Here is a 15591-nt window from a genome sequence, read left to right on the forward strand (position 1 = left end):
CGTTGAGCAGCTACAGGGACAGATACGACTTCAGCTCATACGGCGTGACGTGGCTGCGGTAGTTTTCCCACTCGGCGTGCTTGTTGCGCAGGAAGTAGTCGAAAACGTGCTCGCCCAACGCTTCTGCGACCAGCTCGGAGTTCTCCATCTCGGTCAGCGCCATGCCGAGGCTCGATGGCAGTTCCTGGTAGCCCATGGCGCTGCGTTCCTCAGAGGTCAGTGTCCAGACGTTGTCCTCGGCCTCCGGGCCCAGCACGTAGTCCTTTTCGATACCACGCAGCCCGGCGGCCAGCAGCACCGCGAAGGTCAGGTACGGGTTGCACGCGGAGTCGGGGCTGCGCACCTCGACGCGTCGCGAGGACACCTTGTGCGGGGTGTACATCGGCACCCGGACCAGCGCCGAACGGTTGGCCGCACCCCACGACGCCGCCGTCGGCGCTTCGCCGCCGTGCACCAGCCGCTTGTAGGAGTTCACCCACTGGTTGGTGACCGCGCTGATCTCGTTGGCGTGCTCGAGGATGCCCGCGATGAACGATTTGGCCACGTTGGACAGCTGCAGCGGATCTTCGGGGCTGTGGAACGCGTTGACCTCGCCCTCGAACAGGCTCATGTGGGTGTGCATGGCCGAACCGGGGTGTTCCCCGAACGGTTTGGGCATGAAGGTGGCGCGCACGCCCTCGCCCAGGGCGATCTCCTTGACGACGTAGCGGAACGTCATGACGTTGTCGGCCATCGACAGCGCGTCGGCGTAGCGCAGGTCGATCTCCTGCTGGCCGGGTGCGCCTTCGTGGTGGCTGAACTCCACCGAGATGCCCATCTGCTCGAGCGCGTCGATGGCGTGGCGGCGGAAGTTGGGGGCGGCGTCGTGCACGGCCTGGTCGAAGTAGCCGCCGTTGTCGGCGGGCACCGGCGGGCTTCCGTCGTTCTCACCGGGTTTGAGCAGGAAAAACTCGATCTCCGGATGCACGTAGCAGGAGAAGCCCAGGTCACTGGCCTTCGACAACTGCCTGCGCAGCACGTGGCGCGAGTCCGCCCACGACGGTGAGCCGTCGGGCATGGTGATGTCGCAGAACATCCGCGCCGAATGGTGATCGCCCGAACTGGACGTCCACGGCAGCACCTGAAACGTCGACGGGTCCGGGCGGGCGACCATGTCGGCCTCCGACACCCGGGCGAAGCCCTCGATCGCCGAACCATCGAAGCCGATGCCCTCTTCGAAGGCCCCCTCGAGTTCGGCGGGCGCGATGGCGACCGATTTGAGGTATCCGAGCACGTCGGTGAACCACAACCGGACGAAGCGGATATCGCGTTCTTCCAGCGTGCGCAGCACGAATTCCTTCTGCCGATCCATGTCCGCAGCGTAGGTCCGAGCTGTTAACTCTGTGTTACACGGGCGCTGCGGATGTGCGCGGTCAGCACCGCAGGCCGTCGGGCGGGACCGTCAGGTCGACCAGGTAGTTCACCACCGCAGTGTCCACACACGCGTCGCCGTTGAACACCACTGTGTGCTGGGTGCCCTCGAACGTGATCAACGGCGCCTGCAGCTGACGCGCCAGGTCGACGCCGGCCTGGTACGGCGTGGCCGGATCGCCGGTGGTCGACACCACCACGGCCTTGCCGGGGCCGGGTGTGGACGCGGGCCGCGGCGACGACGTCGGCGGCACCGGCCACATCGCGCACAGATCACGCGGCGCGAACCCGGTGAAGGCGCCGTAGGCCATGAACGGCGCCACCTGCCGGATCTGGGCGTCGGCCGCCACCCAGGACGCGGTGTCGGTCGGGTACGGCGCATCGACGCAGCGGATGGCCAGAAACGCGTCCTGCTGGTTGCTGTAGTGCCCTGACTTGTCGCGGCGGTGGTAGTCGTCGGCCAACAGCAGCAGATCACCGGCGTCGGTGCCACGCGCCAATCCCAGCAGCCCGCTGGTCAGATACGTCCAATACCGCTGGGAGTAGAGCGCGTTGACCGTTCCGGTGATCGCGTCGGCGTAGCTCAGGCCGCGTGGATCCGAAGTGTAGGCCGGTCGCTGCGCCAACGGGTTCACCAACTGGCGGTAGCGGGCGACGAACTGCGTCGGGTCGGTGCCCAGCGGACAGCCCGCCGACTGCGCGCAGTCCGCCGCATACTTCTCGAAAGCCTCTTGGAAACCGGCCATCTGGCGGATCCGGGCGGCGATCGGGTCCAGCCCGGGGTTGACCGCGCCGTCGAGCACCATCGTGCGCACCCGGTCGCCGAAGTGTTCGGCGTAGGCCGTGCCGAGCTGGGTGCCGTAGGAGAAGCCCAGATAGTTGATCGCGTCTTCGCCGAGGGCGGCGCGCACGACGTCCATATCGCGTGCCGCCGACGCGGTGCCGACGTTGGCCAAAAAGTCGGTGCCCATCTTGTCGACGCACATCTGCGTGAGCTGTGCGTACAGCTGCTCGATGCGTGCGACGCCCGCCGGGCTGTAGTCGACCATCGGTTCGCGGCGGAAGGCGTCGAACTCGGCGTCGGTGCGGCAGCGCAACTGCGGGGTGGAATGCCCGACGCCGCGGGGGTCGAAGCCGACCAGATCGAAGTGCCGCCCGATTTCACTGCCGGCCAGGGCGGCTCCCATCCCCGCGACGGTGTTCACTGCCGACGCGCCAGGACCGCCGGGGTTCACCATCAGCACGCCGATCCGGTCGCCGCTGGCCGGTATTCGGATCACCGCCAACTGCGCTTGGGCCGCTTGCGGATTGGCCGCCTCATCCCAGTCGACGGGCACCGCGACCGTGGCGCACTGCGCGGTCGGGATCGCGCTGGTGTCGGTCACCCACTGCTGGCAGCCACCCCAGACGGGCGACTGCCCGTAGTGCGCGGCGGTCTGACCCGGCGGCGCCGCCGAGGCGTTCGGGCACGCCAACATCGCCGTCAGCACAGCAACGCCCAGCAACCGGCCCACCCGCCACATGGCAGCCATCGTGGCATGGCGGCGGGGCGACGATCGCAGCCGCGATCCAACGGTGACCGTGATGTGATCTGGTGGGGCCCCCCGGATCAGGGACAGCGGGCACCTTCTGGTGGCAGCTCCAGGTCGATCAGGTAGCGGGCGGCGATGTCGTCCACGCACTTGTCACCCTGAAACACCACCGTGTGCTGGGTGCCCTCGTAGGTGAGCATGGTGCCGCCGAGCTGTTTGGCCAGCTCCTCACCCGCCTCGTACGGTGTGGCCGGGTCGTTGGTGGTCGACACCACCAGCACCGGGGGCAGCCCGTCGACCTCGATCTCGTGGGGTTCGCTGGTCGGCGGCACGGGCCAGAACGCGCAGGTGCTCAGCGGGGCGTGCCCGGTGAACTCGCCGTAGCTCAAGAACGGTGCTGCCTCGCGGACCCGCCGGTCCTCCTCGACGACTTTGGCCCGGTCGGTCACCGCGGGTTTGTCGACACAGTTGACCGCCACCCGCGCGTCGGTCGAGTTGTTGTAGTGGCCGTTTTGGTCGCGGCCCATGTAGAGGTCGGCCAACGCCAGCATGGTGTCGCCGGTGCCGTCCTCCAGCTCGCTGAGCGCCTGGGTCAGGTGACGCCACAGGTTCGGCGAGTACAGCGGCAGGATCGTGCCCACGATCGCATCGGAGTAGCTCAGCCCCCGCGGGTCGCGGGTCTCGGCCGGCTCCTGCACCAGCGGGTCAACCAGGCTGTGGTACACCTCGTTGGCCTTGGCGGGATCGTCGCCCAGCGGGCAGTCCGGTCCGGTGGCCGCGCAGTCGGCGGCGTAGTCGTCGAACGCGGTCTGGAAGGCCTTTGCCTGGCGGACGTTGGCCTCGACAGGGTCGGCGTTGGGGTCGACGGCTCCGTCGAGGATCATCGCCCGCACCTTGTCCGGATAGTTCTCGGCGTACGTCGCGCCGATCCGGGTGCCGTAGGAGTAGCCCAGGTAGGTCAACTTCTCGTCGCCGACGGCTTCGCGGATGGCGTCGAGGTCCCTGGCCACGTTGTCGGTGCCGACGTTGGCGAGGAACTCCTCGCCCATCTTGTCCACGCAGCGCTGTACGAACGCCTTGGTCTCCGCCTCGATCTCGGCGACGCCCTCCTCCGAGTAGTCGACCTGCGGGTCGGCGCGCAACCGGTCGTTGTCGGCGTCGGAGTTGCACCACAACGCCGGCGTGGAGTTCGCCACCCCGCGCGGGTCGAAGCCCACGATGTCAAAGCGTTCCCGGACCGACTCCGGCAGCGACGACGCGACGCTGGCGGCGGCCTCAACCCCGGACTCCCCAGGGCCGCCCGGGTTGATGACCAGCGAACCGATCTTGTCGCCGGTGGCCGGAAACCGGATCAGCGCGATCCGGGCGACGTCCCCGTCGGGTTTGTCGTAGTCGACCGGCACCGACAACATCCCGCATTCGGCGCCCTGGGGCACCCGTGACTCCGCGCCGCCCTCCAACTGGCACGGCTCCCACTGCACCGGCGTGCCGGGCCTGGGCACCGCGATGACGGCGCGTCCGTCGACCGTCGTGCTGCATCCGGCGACGAGGAGCAGCGTTGCGGTCGCGAGGACCCCGATCCTGAGTCTCATGGCACAACATGCTGCCATGACCCCGAATATGTCCTGGCTGGACGGCTATCGGGTGGCGGCGAGCAACTCGTCGAGCGCGGCCTTGAAATCATCAGCCATATCCCACAGCTCGGGCAGCAAGTCGGGGCACGACACGATGCCGACGTCGAGCTTTCCGGTCAGCGACATCACGGTGATGTTCAACCCGGAGCCGTGGAAGATCGGCCCCAACGGATACATCGCTTTGGCCTCACAGCCCAGGTAGTACAGCGGCACCTGAGGGCCGGGCACGTTGGAGACGACGAGGTTGTGCACCGGCCGGGCCCCGCTGAGTCGGCTCGCGGCGTACACCCGCATCGCCGCGCCGAACACCGCAGGGGCGGCGAACTGTGTCCAGTCCTGCAGCAGCGTTGCCCCGATCGCCGAACTGTGTTGTTTGGCAACCGAATTGGCCTCGGCAATGGACTTGAGCCGTTCGGCTGGGTCCTTGATGTGGGTTTCCAACCGGGAGAACAGGCCCGACACCTGGTTGCGGCCCGGCCGGTCGGATTTCTCGTGCACCGAAACCGGCACCATCGCCACCAACGAATGCTCTGGCAGCGCGCCGCGGTCGTCCAAGAACTTGCGCAGCACACCGGAGACCAGCGCCAGCACCACGTCGTTGACCTTGACCTCGAAGTGGTTCTTCACCGTCTTGATGTCCTCGAGGTCGAGTTCGGCGAACGCGACGTTGCGATGCGCGGTGACGTTGGCGTTGAAGACCGTCCGCGGGGCCGAGAACGGGGTCGCCATGGTCAGCCCGGAGCGGGCGCGCCGCACGGTGTCCACCACCGACGTCACCGTTTCGGGCACCGCGTTGACGAGCTTGAGCGGCCGGGTGGCGAAGCGGAGCGCGCCGCTGACGGCGATCTCGAGTCCGCTGGCGTCACCGGATCCCTCGACGGGCTCCGGCGCGGGTGCGTCGGGTTCGGTGCTGCACAGCTGCGACATCATGCTGGCGCCCGTCACCCCGTCGACGCCGGCGTGGTGCACCTTGGTCATCACCACCAGGCGCCCGCCCTCGTACGGGTCAGTGCCGTCGATGTTCTCGATCACCCACTTCTCCCACAGCGGACGGCTGCGGTCGAGCGGCAAAGACGCGATGTGGCCGCAGATTTCGGCGAGTTCGCGGCGTCCACCCGGTCCGGGTAGGCCGATGCGGTGCAGGTGGTGGTCGACGACGAAGTCGCGGTCCTCCACCCACACCGGGTGGTCGAGGTTGAACCGGCTGTCGGCCAGCTTCTCGCGGAACTGCGGCATCGCCTTGATCCGCTCGCTCAACTCCTCGCGGAACCGCTCGAACGTGTAGCCGCCCGGCATGGTCGACGTATCGAGTTCCAGGATCGAGCACACATGCAGTGGCTGTGTGGCGGTTTCGAGATAAAGGAAGCTGGCGTCGAGGCCGCTGAGCCGCTGCATGCCGCCGATCGTAGGCCGGTCAGGGACGGGTGTGAGGAAATCCACTCAACCCGTCTTTTAACTTTCCGCGCCCGCAGTGGCAGACTGACAGGGTCAGACGAAACCCGGGGACCGTTTCGGCCTCGAGGATTCGACCCGACCCACCCACTAGGGGACAACGATGTCTGAGCAGACCGTGTACGGCGCTGCCTCCGCACCGCGGACCAAAACGCGCATTCACCACCTTCAGAAGTGGAAGGCCGAAGGCCACAAGTGGGGCATGTTGACGGCCTACGACTACTCCACCGCAGCCATATTCGACGACGCCGGCATCCCGGTGCTGTTGGTCGGCGATTCGGCGGCCAACGTCGTCTACGGCTATGACACCACCGTGCCGGTGACCATTGACGAGCTCATCCCGCTGGTGCGCGGCGTGGTGCGCGGCGCCCCGCACGCGCTGGTGGTCGCCGACATGCCGTTCGGCAGTTATGAGGAAAGCGCTTCCCTGGCCCTCCAGAGCGCCACCCGGTTCCTGAAAGAGACCGGCGCGCACGCGGTCAAGCTCGAGGGCGGTGAACGCGTGGCCGAGCAGATCGCGACGATCAGCGCGGCGGGCATCCCGGTGATGGCGCACATCGGTTTCACCCCGCAGAGCGTCAACGGGTTGGGCGGCTTCCGCGTTCAAGGCCGCGGCGACGCCGCCGAGCAGACCATCCACGATGCGATCGCGGTGCAGGAGGCCGGTGCGTTCAGCGTCGTCATGGAGATGGTGCCCGCCGAGTTGGCCACCCAGATCACCGGCAAGCTGACCATCCCCACCGTCGGTATCGGCGCCGGACCCAACTGCGACGCCCAGGTGCTGGTCTGGCAGGACATGGCCGGGCTCACCAGCGGCAAGACGGCCAAGTTCGTCAAGCGGTTCGGCGAGGTGGGTGCCGAATTGCGCCGCGCCGCAACGCAGTACACCGACGAGGTGGCCAGCGGAGAGTTCCCCGCCGACGAGCACTCGTTCTAGGCGAACTCCGCTTTCCGTTTAGCAAGGAACGCGTCGACACCTTCGCGGCCGTCGGCGGACCCGGCCCGTTCGGCGATCAGCCGGCTCTCGTGCTCCATCTGCTCCTCGAGGCCGTTCTTGAAGGTGCTGAGCAGCAGTTGTTTGACTCCCCCGTTTGATCCGGCGCAGGTGGCGGCCATCTGCTCGGCGAGCTGCGCTGTCCGGTCGGCCAGTTCGGCGTCGGCGACGACCTCCGTGACCAGACCCCACTGCGACGCCTCCTGCGCGGAAAGCGTGCGGTTGGTCAGCATCAACTCCTTGGTCTTGGTGATGCCGATCAGCCGCGGCAGGAAATAGGAGGCGCTGCCGTCGGGGCTGAGCCCGACGCGGGTATAGGCCATCGTGAACGACGCGGACTCGGCGGCCAGGACCAGATCACCGGTAACGGCGACGGAGAACCCGGCTCCCGCGGCAGTGCCGTTGACCGACGTGATCAGCACGGCGTTCATCCGCGCGAAGCTCGAGATGGCGCGGTGCAGGTCGTCGGCGACACCCTTGACGTGCTGAGCGCGGTCGGGCGCGGTGGCGAAGTCCTTCAGATCGCCTCCGGCGCAGAAGAAACGTCCCGACCCGGTGAGGACCACCACCTTGGTGGCGTCGGTGTCACAGCGTTTGGCGACGTCAGCCAACTCGCGAGTCATGGTCCCGCTCATGCCATTTGCCGCGTCGGGCCGGTTCAGCGTGATCTGGGTGATGGCCCCGGACTGCTCGAACTTGATGGTCTCGTATTCGCTCACCCCTGGACTTTAACCGGCAACGGGTCCCAGCTTGCCGTCCAGGTACTCGGTCCGGCACGCGCGGCGCGCCAGCTTGCCGCTGGTGGTCCGCGGAATTGTGCCTGCCGCAACCAGTTTCACATCTGCCACCCGCAGCGCGTGATGGCGTGACACGGCTGCGCGGATCGCCTCGACGATCGGTTCCGGATCGGCCTTGCCGGCGCCGGGGGCGCGCTCCGCCACGATCACCAACCGTTCACCGGTCCCGTCGGGCACCCCGAACGCGACCACAAAACCGGCACGCACCGCAGGCGATACCGCCGCCGCGGTGGCCTCCAGATCCTGCGGATAATGGTTGCGGCCGTCGACGATGATCATGTCCTTGATGCGCCCGACGATGAAGAGCTCACCGTCGAGGTACATGCCCAGATCCCCAGTACGCATCCAGTACGCGCCCGCCGGAGCGCCTTCGGCGTGGCTGGCATCCAGCCGCGACTCCAGCTTGTTCTGGAATACCGATTGGGTCTGGTCGGGACGGCCCCAGTAGCCGCGACCCATGTTGGCGCCCTGCAGCCAGATCTCACCCACGTGACCGTCGGCCAACTCGGCGCCCGTGTTCGGGTCGACGATGACGGCCCACTGGCTGCGCGCCACCCGGCCGCACGATACTTGGGGCACCGCGTTTTCGGCGTCTGCTGCCACTTCGACGGCACGCCCGTCGCCCAGGTGCTCACGGTCGAGGTAGACCACCTTGGCCTCGGCCTCGGGGTCGATCGTGGAGACGAACAGGGTGGCCTCGGCCATGCCGAAGGACGGCTTGATGGTGGTGGGCGCCAGACCGTAGGGGCCGAAGGTTTCGTTGAACTTCTCGATCGAGCCGATGCTGACCGGTTCGGAGCCGTTGATCAACCCGCCGACGTTGCTCAGGTCGAGATCTTCACCTTTGGGCGGACGGCCGCGCTGCGCGGCGAGCTCGAAGGCGAAGTTCGGCGCGGCGGCGAACGTGCGACCGTACTTGGACTCGGCGGCGAGCTCGCGGATCCAGCGGTAGGGCCGACGCACGAACGCCATCGGTGACATCAACGTGAGCTGCCCGCCGCACAGCGCCGGGAACATCACCATCAGCAGGCCCATGTCATGAAACAGCGGTAGCCAGCTGACGCTGCGGATGTCGCGGTCCAGCCCAACCGACAGGATCATCTGCACGACGTTGGTGCACACGGCCCGGTGGGTGATCTCCACACCGGCCGGTGTGCGGGTGGAGCCGGAGGTGTACTGCAGGTACGCGATGTCGTCGGTGCCCGCGGCGACGGGCGCGAACAGCTTGCCCACGGAGTCGGGCAGCGCGTCGACGGCGATGACACGGGGCCGCCGGTGACGCGAGACCGTCTCCAGGGACTGGTGCACGGCTTCTGCGCCCTCGGTGGTGGTCAGCACCACCGTCGGTTCGGAGTCGCTGATCACCGCACGCAGCCGTTCGGCGTGTCCGGGCAGTTCGGGGGCGAACAGCGGCACCGCGATATTGCCTGCGGCGATCGCCGCGAACAGGCCGACCACGTAGTCGACACCCTGAGGCGCCAGGATCGCCACGCGGTCCCCTCGTTCGGTGACCTGCTGAAGGCGTGCTCCGACGGCGCGCAGCCGGACGCCCAGGCGGTTCCAGCTCAACTCGATTGGCCTGCCGTCGGGATTCCCGCGGTAGTCGAGATACCGGAAGGCGACCGAATCGCCCAGATCGGCGATGTTGCTCTCGAGATATGACGTCAGCGTGGCGCCGTCGGGAACGACAATATGGCCCTCGGAGTCCAGGTATTCCTCGATCGATCCTCCAAGTTTCATAAGCACAGTCTAAGACTGTAAACATGCTCTAAGGTCCATTTGTCTGTGAAGGCTGTCACGGATACCCCGCTGCGGGACGTAGACGCGCAGGTCACGCCGATATGGCACGCTGATCGGTGTGGCAGCCAAATCCGACCGCTACACCGAGGTCGAGCGCAAGTTCGACGTCCGCGAATCGACGGTTTCGCCGTCTTTTGACGGCCTGGCGATGGTCGCGCGTGTCGAGCGCAGGCCGGCGCACACGCTGGACGCCGTGTACTACGACACGCCGGAGCGCGCTCTCGCGGCGCGCCGGATCACCCTGCGTCGGCGCACGGGCGGTTCCGACGAGGGCTGGCACCTCAAGCTGCCTGCAGAGAAGGGGGCGCGCACCGAGGTGCGCGCACCGCTGGGCGCGTCCACCGACGAGGTGCCCGATGAACTGCGCGACACGGTGGCGGCGATCGTGCGCGACCGCCCGCTGGCGCCCGTCGCGCGGATCACGACGAACCGAGCGGTCGATTACCTCGTCAGCGCAGACGATGCGGTGATCGCCGAGTTCTGCGACGACGACGTCACTGCGTGGGCGGCCGGGAGTGACGATGAACAGCGCTGGCGCGAATGGGAGATCGAACTGGCCGAAGGCGCTGGGGACGACGGCTCCGACCTGCTCGACCGGCTTGCCAACCGGCTGCTCGACGCCGGCGCGGAGCCGGCGGGACACGGCTCGAAGTTGGCACGGGCACTCGCCAGCGCCCAGCCCCACGACGACGAGCACACCGACGACCGGGGTGCACGCGATCCGCTGCACCAGGCGGTCGCCGAGCAGATCGAGCGGCTGCTGGTGTGGGACCGCGCGGTGCGCGACGACTCGTACGACTCGGTGCACCAGATGCGGGTGGCGACGCGCAAGATCCGCAGCCTGTTGCAGTCGGCCAAGGATGCGTTCGGTGTCGCCGACGGCGCACCGAACGCCTGGCTTCTCGATGAGCTCAGGGCGCTGGCCGGGGTGCTCGGCGTGGCCCGCGACGCCGAGGTGCTGGCCGAACGCTACGAGCGCGCACTCGACGACCTGCCCGAGGAGTTGGCGCGCGGACCGGTGCGCGAACGGTTGGTCGAAGGCGCCAGGCGCCAGTACCAGGCGGGTCTGCGGCGCTCGCTGCTGGCGATGCGCTCACCGCGTTACTTCAGGCTGCTCGCGGGGCTGGAGGAGTTGGTGGCCGCCGAACCCGCACAAGACGGTGCTGAGCAGAAGCCCGCGACCACCATAGACGCCGCGTACAAACGTGTCCGCAAGGCGGCCAAGGCAGCCCGCAAGGCGACCGAGGACGACAAGGATGAGGCACTGCACCGAATCCGCAAGGGCGCCAAGCGTCTTCGCTACTCGGCGGCCGCCACGGGTGCCGACAAGGTGTCCGACCGCGCGAAGGCCATCCAGTCCCTGTTGGGCGATCACCAGGACAGCGTCGTCAGCCGCAACCATCTGAGCCGCCAGGCCGACGCCGCGCACGCCGCAGGCGAGGACACCTTCACCTACGGTCTGCTGTTCCAGCAGGAGGGTGAACTGGCGCGTCGCTCACGCGATCAACTCGACGATGCGCTGAAGAAACTGGACAAGGCGGTGCGCCGGACGCGCTGACCCCGCAGGGCGGATGAGTTGGCCTGTAAGCCGGATTCTGTCCCTCACCGCCGCGTGTGACCACGGCGGCAAGGCGGCGACCATCCATCTGGACACACCGTTGCCGGGTGCCTCGAGCGGCCTACCCGCAGGCTCGGGCGAGCAGCCCTCGGGCGCCTGCGCGGCCGCAACCAGGTTGCGACCTTCTTGGCCTTGCTTCGGGTGGGGTTTGCCTAGCCACTCCGGTCACCCGGAGTGCTGGTGCGCTCTTACCGCACCGTTTCACCCTTACCACCGCAATGGTGGCGGTCTGTTTTCTGTGGCACTTTCCCGCGAGTCACCTCGGATTGCCGTTAGCAATCACCCTGCTCTGTGAAGTCCGGACTTTCCTCGAAACCCAGGTTCTCCCTGAATCCCGCGGCCGCCCAGCCAACTCATCCGCCCACTAAACTTAACGCATGGCGCAGCCGCCTCCGTCCCGGTATTTGATGCGGGCCAAGGATATGGTCGACGCGCGCTACGCCGAGCCGATCACGGTGGCTGATCTGGCCGCCGCCGCGGGATTGTCGCGGGCACACTTCACGCGGATGTTCACCCGCACGTTCGGTGAATCCCCGAGGTCCTATCTGCAGACCCGGCGACTGGAGCGCGCGGCCGCGCTGCTGCGCTACACCGACCGCTCCGTCGCCGACATCTGCGCCTTGGTGGGCCTGGGCAGCGTCGGATCGTTCACGACGAGTTTCGCGCGCGTGTACGGCCTGCCGCCCGCCGCGTACCGGGCCAGCCTGCCGCCAGCGTCGGTGCATGCCCGGGTGCCCAGTTGCATCCTGGCGCGCGACACCCGCCCGCCCGCCGACAGCCGCGTCAAGACAGCACACGGGGAGAAGACGATCGGCGGCCGCTGACCGTAGCGTCGTCCCCATGATGAAGATTTCATGTGCCCACCTGTGGGTGCACGACCAGGAAGTCGCGCTGAAGTACTGGACCGAAAAGGTCGGAATGGAAGTGCGCGAGGATGTTTCGCTACCCGAGGCCAACTTCCGGTGGCTGACTGTCGGCCCGCCCGGGCAGGACGATGTGTCGATCGTGCTGATGGCAGTGCCTGGTGAGCCACTGATGGACGACGCCACCCATGCACAGGTTTTGGACTTGACCGCCAAAGGCTTTGCCGGAACGGTGTTTCTGACCACCGAGGACTGCCAGGCCAGCTATGAGCAGATGAAGGCCCGCGGTGTGGAGTTCACCGAGGAGCCGCACCAGATGCCGTACGGAATCGACTGCGGCTTTCGCGATCCGTCGGGCAACAGTGTGCGTTTGACCCAACGGACCGAGGTTCCGGCCAATACTGGCTAGATGCGCATCAGCACCGCTGCGCTGGGTTCGGCGGCGTTCTTCGTCGTCGCCCCCGGCACGGTCGTCGGGTTGGGTCCGTGGTTGATCACCCGCTGGGAGATCACCGGATCCAGCGCGACACTGCGGGTGGCCATCGGTGCGACGATGGTCGTGCTCGGGTTGATCCCGCCGATCCACGCCTTCGTCGAGTTCGTGAAAGCCGGTGGCACGCCGATGCCTGCCGCGCCGACCGAACGGCTCGTAGTGACCGGTTTCAACCGATTCGTGCGCAACCCGATGTACGTCGGGTTACTCGTCGCGATTCTGGGCCAGGCGGTGATGTTCGACAACCTGTGGTTGGTGTTGTACGCCGCGCTTGGATGGATCGCGACGGCGTCGTTCGTGCGCTGGTACGAAGAACCGACGTTGGTGCGCACCTATGGCGAACAGTACGAGGAGTATCGCCGCAACGTGCCTGCGTGGACACCGCGGCTCACCCCGTGGACTCCGTCAAGCTAGCCGCGGCCGTTCCGATCGCAATCCATTCTGCGAGTTGACTTTGCGATTGCAGATGTTGCGGCTCGACGTGCAGCCAGCCGCGCATCCTGCGGCCCTTCATCTCCATGGGTATCGCGGCGGTGGTCGCCAGTAGCCGTTCGGCGTTCTCGGCGCCGACGCGAACCAGGAGCCCACCCTGGCCGCTGGCCGCGACTACCATCCGCCCGGCGAACAGGAAGGCCAGCCCGCCGAACATCGGTTGTTCGCGCACGCTGGGATTGCCGGCGAGCGTCGCCCGCACTCGGGCAGCCAGCGCGATGTCGTAGGCCATTACGTCCCGTACCAATCGCGGATCGCGGCCGCGAACTGCTCGGGCGCGTCGGACGGGACGAAGTGGCCCGCTCCTTCAACGATGACGGTGTGGTGATCGGTGAACGTCGACTCCCAGCGTCGCAGTTCGTTGTCGCCGAACGCGATGTCGACGTCGGCCCAGATGATCAGGGTCGGCAGGGCCGCGAGATCGGCCAGTCCGGCTTCGACGTCGGCGAGAAATGCACGGCTGCCGGTGATCTCGCGGGGAAATACCGCTGAAGCTTGTCGGCGCGCCGGGCTATCGAGGGCCTTCTGATAGTGCGCCATTTCCGCGCTGGTGGGCTTGGTCAGACGGTGGCCGACGGGGATCATCATTTTGACGAACAGGTTGAACCGGCGGATCAGCAGGCGTCCTACCGGGCCACCCACGAGGTGGGACATGACCTGTACGCGCAGCGCGTCGACCGGCCACCCGGCGGTGTTGGCCAGCACCAGTCGGTGGAATCTGCGCCGAAGTCGGTGCACCGTGGCCAGCCCGATGGGACCGCCCCAGTCATGGGCAACCAGCGTGACGTCGGCGAGCCCGAGGGTTTCGACGAATTCGGCGGTCACTTGCGCATGTTCGGCGGGCAGGAACCGATATCCGGGCGCCGCTGTCGACAGCCCGAATCCTGGGTAGTCCATTGCGATACAACGGAATTCATCGCGCAGGGATGCGATCACGTCGCGATACAGGAACGACCAGGTCGGGTTGCCGTGCAGGAACAAAAACGTCGGACCGGATCCTTCATCGACGTAGTGGACGCGGTGTCCGGCGATGTCGAGGTATCGGCTGTCGAACGGGAACAGTGTGTCGTCGACCCAGGCGGGTCGGTGCGTGACCGTCATTCCGCACCCCTTCTCGGTTGCTTGATATACTCAAGTGCACTTTAGATTAACAAGTGAGAGGTTATGAGTCGAGACTACGGTCAGTACTGCGGGCTTGCCCGGGCGCTTGATGTGGTGGGCGACCGGTGGAATCTGCTAATCGTGCGCCAACTCTTGGTCGGGCCGGCCCGCTACCGTGAGTTGCGCGCTGGCGTCGCCGGTATAGCTACCAACCTGTTGGCAGATCGACTCCGTGATCTCGAGTCGGCGGGGGTGGTCGAACGGAGGCTGGCCGACGATGGTGGCGCCATCACCTACGCGCTCACTCCGTGGGGCGCCGAACTCCGCGAACCAATCGAAGGGCTCATCCGCTGGTCGACTCCGCTGATGATCCGCGGGCCTGAAGGCGACGAGTTTCGCGCCGAGTGGCTCCTGTTGGCCCTGCCTGCGCTGTTCGCCGACCGCGCACCCACTGCCGAATCGGTGAAAGTCGGGATCGCCGTTGACGGTGACGAGGGCGCGGCGGTGCAGGTACGAGCCACCCCTGCCGGTATCGACGTAGGTGTCCCCGACGGCCGCGGCTTCGACGCGGTCCTGCGCGCGGAAGCATCGATAGTTCTCGGGTTGGCGGCCGGCCTTCTTGGGCTCGACGATGTCGCCGAAGTCGTTTCCTGTGAGGGCAACGAGGAGGCGCTGCGGACCGTCTTCGAAGCGCCGACGGCGCTTGCCTAACGATGCCGCTGCAGCACAAAGAAATACGGCTCTGCCGAGCCCCGCAGATCCATTACCCCAAGGACTACGTCTTCGGCGACCCTTCGGAACACATCGACGACGGGTTGTTGGTCGTAAACCATCGCGGCAGTCGACTGGCCGCGATACGTCATTGAACGCAACCGGGCCCTGGGCCGGCGGGTCTGCAGAACCGGCCGCAACGCGGAGATCGTGGGCCCCAGAAGTGGATACGCAAATGAAGGCACGCGAAGCTTCAACGCCAACTGAACTGGTACGAGGATGGGGTTCATCGCCCAGGCATGCATGCCATCACGACTCCGAAACAGCAACGGATGCACCGTCTCCGAGTCGATAAACTCCTTGCCCCACCAGCCGCTGGCTGCGAGGATGCCATCGAGCGGATGCCCCGTCGGCACCTCGGCGCCTCGCCACATGCCGATCAAGTAGTCGGGTTCGACGGGCTCTCCGCTGTCAAACATCGAAAGTGCCTCACCGGTATTGATGGGGACGTTGACGAGCACCTCGCCGGGAGAACCGATCGCGTCGAGCATGACGTACTCCCTCCACGCGAGGCCCTCGCATTCTCGATCGGCCGGGCCGCAACGATTTTACGCGGCGCCCTTGTTGCCAATACCGTGATTGGTGTTGCTCCACTGCTACAGCTCGCACCAAGGCTCGCGTGTACGACTACCAC

Annotated in this window: 15 protein-coding genes and 1 other RNA gene; 6 read left to right on the forward strand and 10 right to left on the reverse strand. The window is 66.8% G+C overall.

Features of this window, described 5'->3' with window-relative positions; translation table 11 throughout:
- Positions 1–10: 10 nt before the first annotated feature.
- The 4 genes from glnA to ABQE44_RS22035 all read right to left on the reverse strand — a co-directional run bounded on the left by glnA (position 11) and on the right by ABQE44_RS22035 (position 5971).
- On the reverse strand, positions 11–1351 hold the full coding sequence (gene glnA, locus ABQE44_RS22020) for a type I glutamate--ammonia ligase (protein WP_448394280.1): 1341 nt from the start codon (positions 1349–1351) through the stop codon (positions 11–13).
- Between the two features lie 61 nt (positions 1352–1412).
- Positions 1413–2942 carry an alpha/beta hydrolase gene (locus tag ABQE44_RS22025; protein WP_448394281.1) on the reverse strand — a complete coding sequence of 510 codons (1530 nt, stop codon included), beginning with the start codon at positions 2940–2942 and terminating at the stop codon, positions 1413–1415.
- A gap of 77 nt (positions 2943–3019) precedes the next feature.
- On the reverse strand, positions 3020–4534 hold the full coding sequence (locus ABQE44_RS22030; protein WP_448431900.1) for an alpha/beta hydrolase: 1515 nt from the start codon (positions 4532–4534) through the stop codon (positions 3020–3022).
- Positions 4535–4579: 45 nt separating this feature from the next.
- The gene (locus ABQE44_RS22035) at positions 4580–5971 is read right to left on the reverse strand and encodes a WS/DGAT/MGAT family O-acyltransferase (protein ID WP_448431902.1); all 1392 of its coding nucleotides are present in this window, start codon (positions 5969–5971) and stop codon (positions 4580–4582) included.
- Between the two features lie 160 nt (positions 5972–6131).
- Here ABQE44_RS22035 and panB point away from each other — a divergent pair, with 160 nt between their 5' ends.
- The gene (gene panB / locus ABQE44_RS22040; protein ID WP_448394284.1) at positions 6132–6965 is read left to right on the forward strand and encodes a 3-methyl-2-oxobutanoate hydroxymethyltransferase; all 834 of its coding nucleotides are present in this window, start codon (positions 6132–6134) and stop codon (positions 6963–6965) included.
- Here the strand turns inward: panB and ABQE44_RS22045 are convergent.
- Both ABQE44_RS22045 and ABQE44_RS22050 read right to left on the reverse strand, forming a co-directional pair.
- Positions 6962–7741 carry an enoyl-CoA hydratase/isomerase family protein gene (locus ABQE44_RS22045; RefSeq protein WP_448394285.1) on the reverse strand — a complete coding sequence of 260 codons (780 nt, stop codon included), beginning with the start codon at positions 7739–7741 and terminating at the stop codon, positions 6962–6964. The two genes, panB and ABQE44_RS22045, sit on opposite strands and share 4 nt — an antisense overlap.
- Positions 7742–7750: 9 nt before the next feature.
- Entirely contained in the window at positions 7751–9559 is a 1809-nt protein-coding gene (locus ABQE44_RS22050) for a fatty acyl-AMP ligase (RefSeq protein ID WP_448431904.1), read from the reverse strand.
- 118 nt (positions 9560–9677) lie between these two features.
- Here ABQE44_RS22050 and ABQE44_RS22055 point away from each other — a divergent pair, with 118 nt between their 5' ends.
- A complete protein-coding gene (locus tag ABQE44_RS22055; RefSeq protein ID WP_448394287.1) occupies positions 9678–11177 on the forward strand; it encodes a CYTH and CHAD domain-containing protein in 1500 nt (499 codons plus the stop codon).
- 10 nt (positions 11178–11187) lie between these two features.
- On the opposite strand, the gene rnpB is transcribed toward ABQE44_RS22055, so the two are convergent.
- An RNA gene (gene rnpB, locus ABQE44_RS22060) (RNase P RNA component class A) lies at positions 11188–11593 on the reverse strand.
- A 21-nt stretch (positions 11594–11614) separates the two neighbouring features.
- On the opposite strand from rnpB, the gene ABQE44_RS22065 reads away from it, so the two are divergent.
- Genes ABQE44_RS22065 through ABQE44_RS22075 form a run of 3 tightly spaced genes read left to right on the forward strand, consistent with a single transcriptional unit; the run spans position 11615 to position 13007 of the window.
- On the forward strand, positions 11615–12061 hold the full coding sequence (locus ABQE44_RS22065; protein WP_448394302.1) for a helix-turn-helix domain-containing protein: 447 nt from the start codon (positions 11615–11617) through the stop codon (positions 12059–12061).
- Between the two features lie 16 nt (positions 12062–12077).
- Positions 12078–12509 carry a VOC family protein gene (locus ABQE44_RS22070; protein WP_448431905.1) on the forward strand — a complete coding sequence of 144 codons (432 nt, stop codon included), beginning with the start codon at positions 12078–12080 and terminating at the stop codon, positions 12507–12509.
- The gene (locus ABQE44_RS22075) at positions 12510–13007 is read left to right on the forward strand and encodes a methyltransferase family protein (RefSeq protein WP_448394304.1); all 498 of its coding nucleotides are present in this window, start codon (positions 12510–12512) and stop codon (positions 13005–13007) included. It begins immediately after the preceding gene.
- Here ABQE44_RS22075 and ABQE44_RS22080 read toward each other — a convergent pair.
- Both ABQE44_RS22080 and ABQE44_RS22085 read right to left on the reverse strand, forming a co-directional pair.
- Positions 12982–13317: a TfoX/Sxy family protein gene (locus ABQE44_RS22080; RefSeq protein ID WP_448394305.1), complete on the reverse strand. Its 336-nt coding sequence runs from the start codon at positions 13315–13317 to the stop codon at positions 12982–12984. The two genes, ABQE44_RS22075 and ABQE44_RS22080, sit on opposite strands and share 26 nt — an antisense overlap.
- Entirely contained in the window at positions 13317–14186 is an 870-nt protein-coding gene (locus ABQE44_RS22085) for an alpha/beta fold hydrolase (RefSeq protein ID WP_448431907.1), read from the reverse strand. Before ABQE44_RS22085 ends, ABQE44_RS22080 begins: the two co-directional genes overlap by 1 nt.
- A gap of 63 nt (positions 14187–14249) precedes the next feature.
- On the opposite strand from ABQE44_RS22085, the gene ABQE44_RS22090 reads away from it, so the two are divergent.
- Positions 14250–14897: a winged helix-turn-helix transcriptional regulator gene (locus tag ABQE44_RS22090; RefSeq protein WP_448394307.1), complete on the forward strand. Its 648-nt coding sequence runs from the start codon at positions 14250–14252 to the stop codon at positions 14895–14897.
- On the opposite strand, the gene ABQE44_RS22095 is transcribed toward ABQE44_RS22090, so the two are convergent.
- On the reverse strand, positions 14894–15448 hold the full coding sequence (locus ABQE44_RS22095) for a DUF4334 domain-containing protein (protein ID WP_448394308.1): 555 nt from the start codon (positions 15446–15448) through the stop codon (positions 14894–14896). The genes ABQE44_RS22090 and ABQE44_RS22095 overlap by 4 nt on opposite strands.
- Between the last annotated feature and the right edge of the window lie 143 nt (positions 15449–15591).

This window comes from Mycolicibacterium sp. XJ2546 (genome assembly GCF_053483195.1).

What these genes read in the sequence shown, in the direction of transcription:
- ABQE44_RS22075 (WP_448394304.1), top strand. Translation starts at nt 12,510, where the DNA reads ATGCGCATCAGCACCGCTGCGCTGGGTTCGGCGGCGTTCTTCGTCGTC.
- ABQE44_RS22095 (WP_448394308.1), bottom strand. Translation starts at nt 15,448, where the DNA reads ATGCTCGACGCGATCGGTTCTCCCGGCGAGGTGCTCGTCAACGTCCCC.
- ABQE44_RS22090 (WP_448394307.1), top strand. Translation starts at nt 14,250, where the DNA reads ATGAGTCGAGACTACGGTCAGTACTGCGGGCTTGCCCGGGCGCTTGAT.
- ABQE44_RS22050 (WP_448431904.1), bottom strand. Translation starts at nt 9,559, where the DNA reads ATGAAACTTGGAGGATCGATCGAGGAATACCTGGACTCCGAGGGCCAT.
- ABQE44_RS22035 (WP_448431902.1), bottom strand. Translation starts at nt 5,971, where the DNA reads ATGCAGCGGCTCAGCGGCCTCGACGCCAGCTTCCTTTATCTCGAAACC.
- ABQE44_RS22085 (WP_448431907.1), bottom strand. Translation starts at nt 14,186, where the DNA reads ATGACGGTCACGCACCGACCCGCCTGGGTCGACGACACACTGTTCCCG.
- ABQE44_RS22065 (WP_448394302.1), top strand. Translation starts at nt 11,615, where the DNA reads ATGGCGCAGCCGCCTCCGTCCCGGTATTTGATGCGGGCCAAGGATATG.
- glnA (WP_448394280.1), bottom strand. Translation starts at nt 1,351, where the DNA reads ATGGATCGGCAGAAGGAATTCGTGCTGCGCACGCTGGAAGAACGCGAT.
- ABQE44_RS22025 (WP_448394281.1), bottom strand. Translation starts at nt 2,942, where the DNA reads ATGGCTGCCATGTGGCGGGTGGGCCGGTTGCTGGGCGTTGCTGTGCTG.
- ABQE44_RS22030 (WP_448431900.1), bottom strand. Translation starts at nt 4,534, where the DNA reads ATGAGACTCAGGATCGGGGTCCTCGCGACCGCAACGCTGCTCCTCGTC.
- ABQE44_RS22080 (WP_448394305.1), bottom strand. Translation starts at nt 13,317, where the DNA reads ATGGCCTACGACATCGCGCTGGCTGCCCGAGTGCGGGCGACGCTCGCC.
- ABQE44_RS22070 (WP_448431905.1), top strand. Translation starts at nt 12,078, where the DNA reads ATGATGAAGATTTCATGTGCCCACCTGTGGGTGCACGACCAGGAAGTC.
- panB (WP_448394284.1), top strand. Translation starts at nt 6,132, where the DNA reads ATGTCTGAGCAGACCGTGTACGGCGCTGCCTCCGCACCGCGGACCAAA.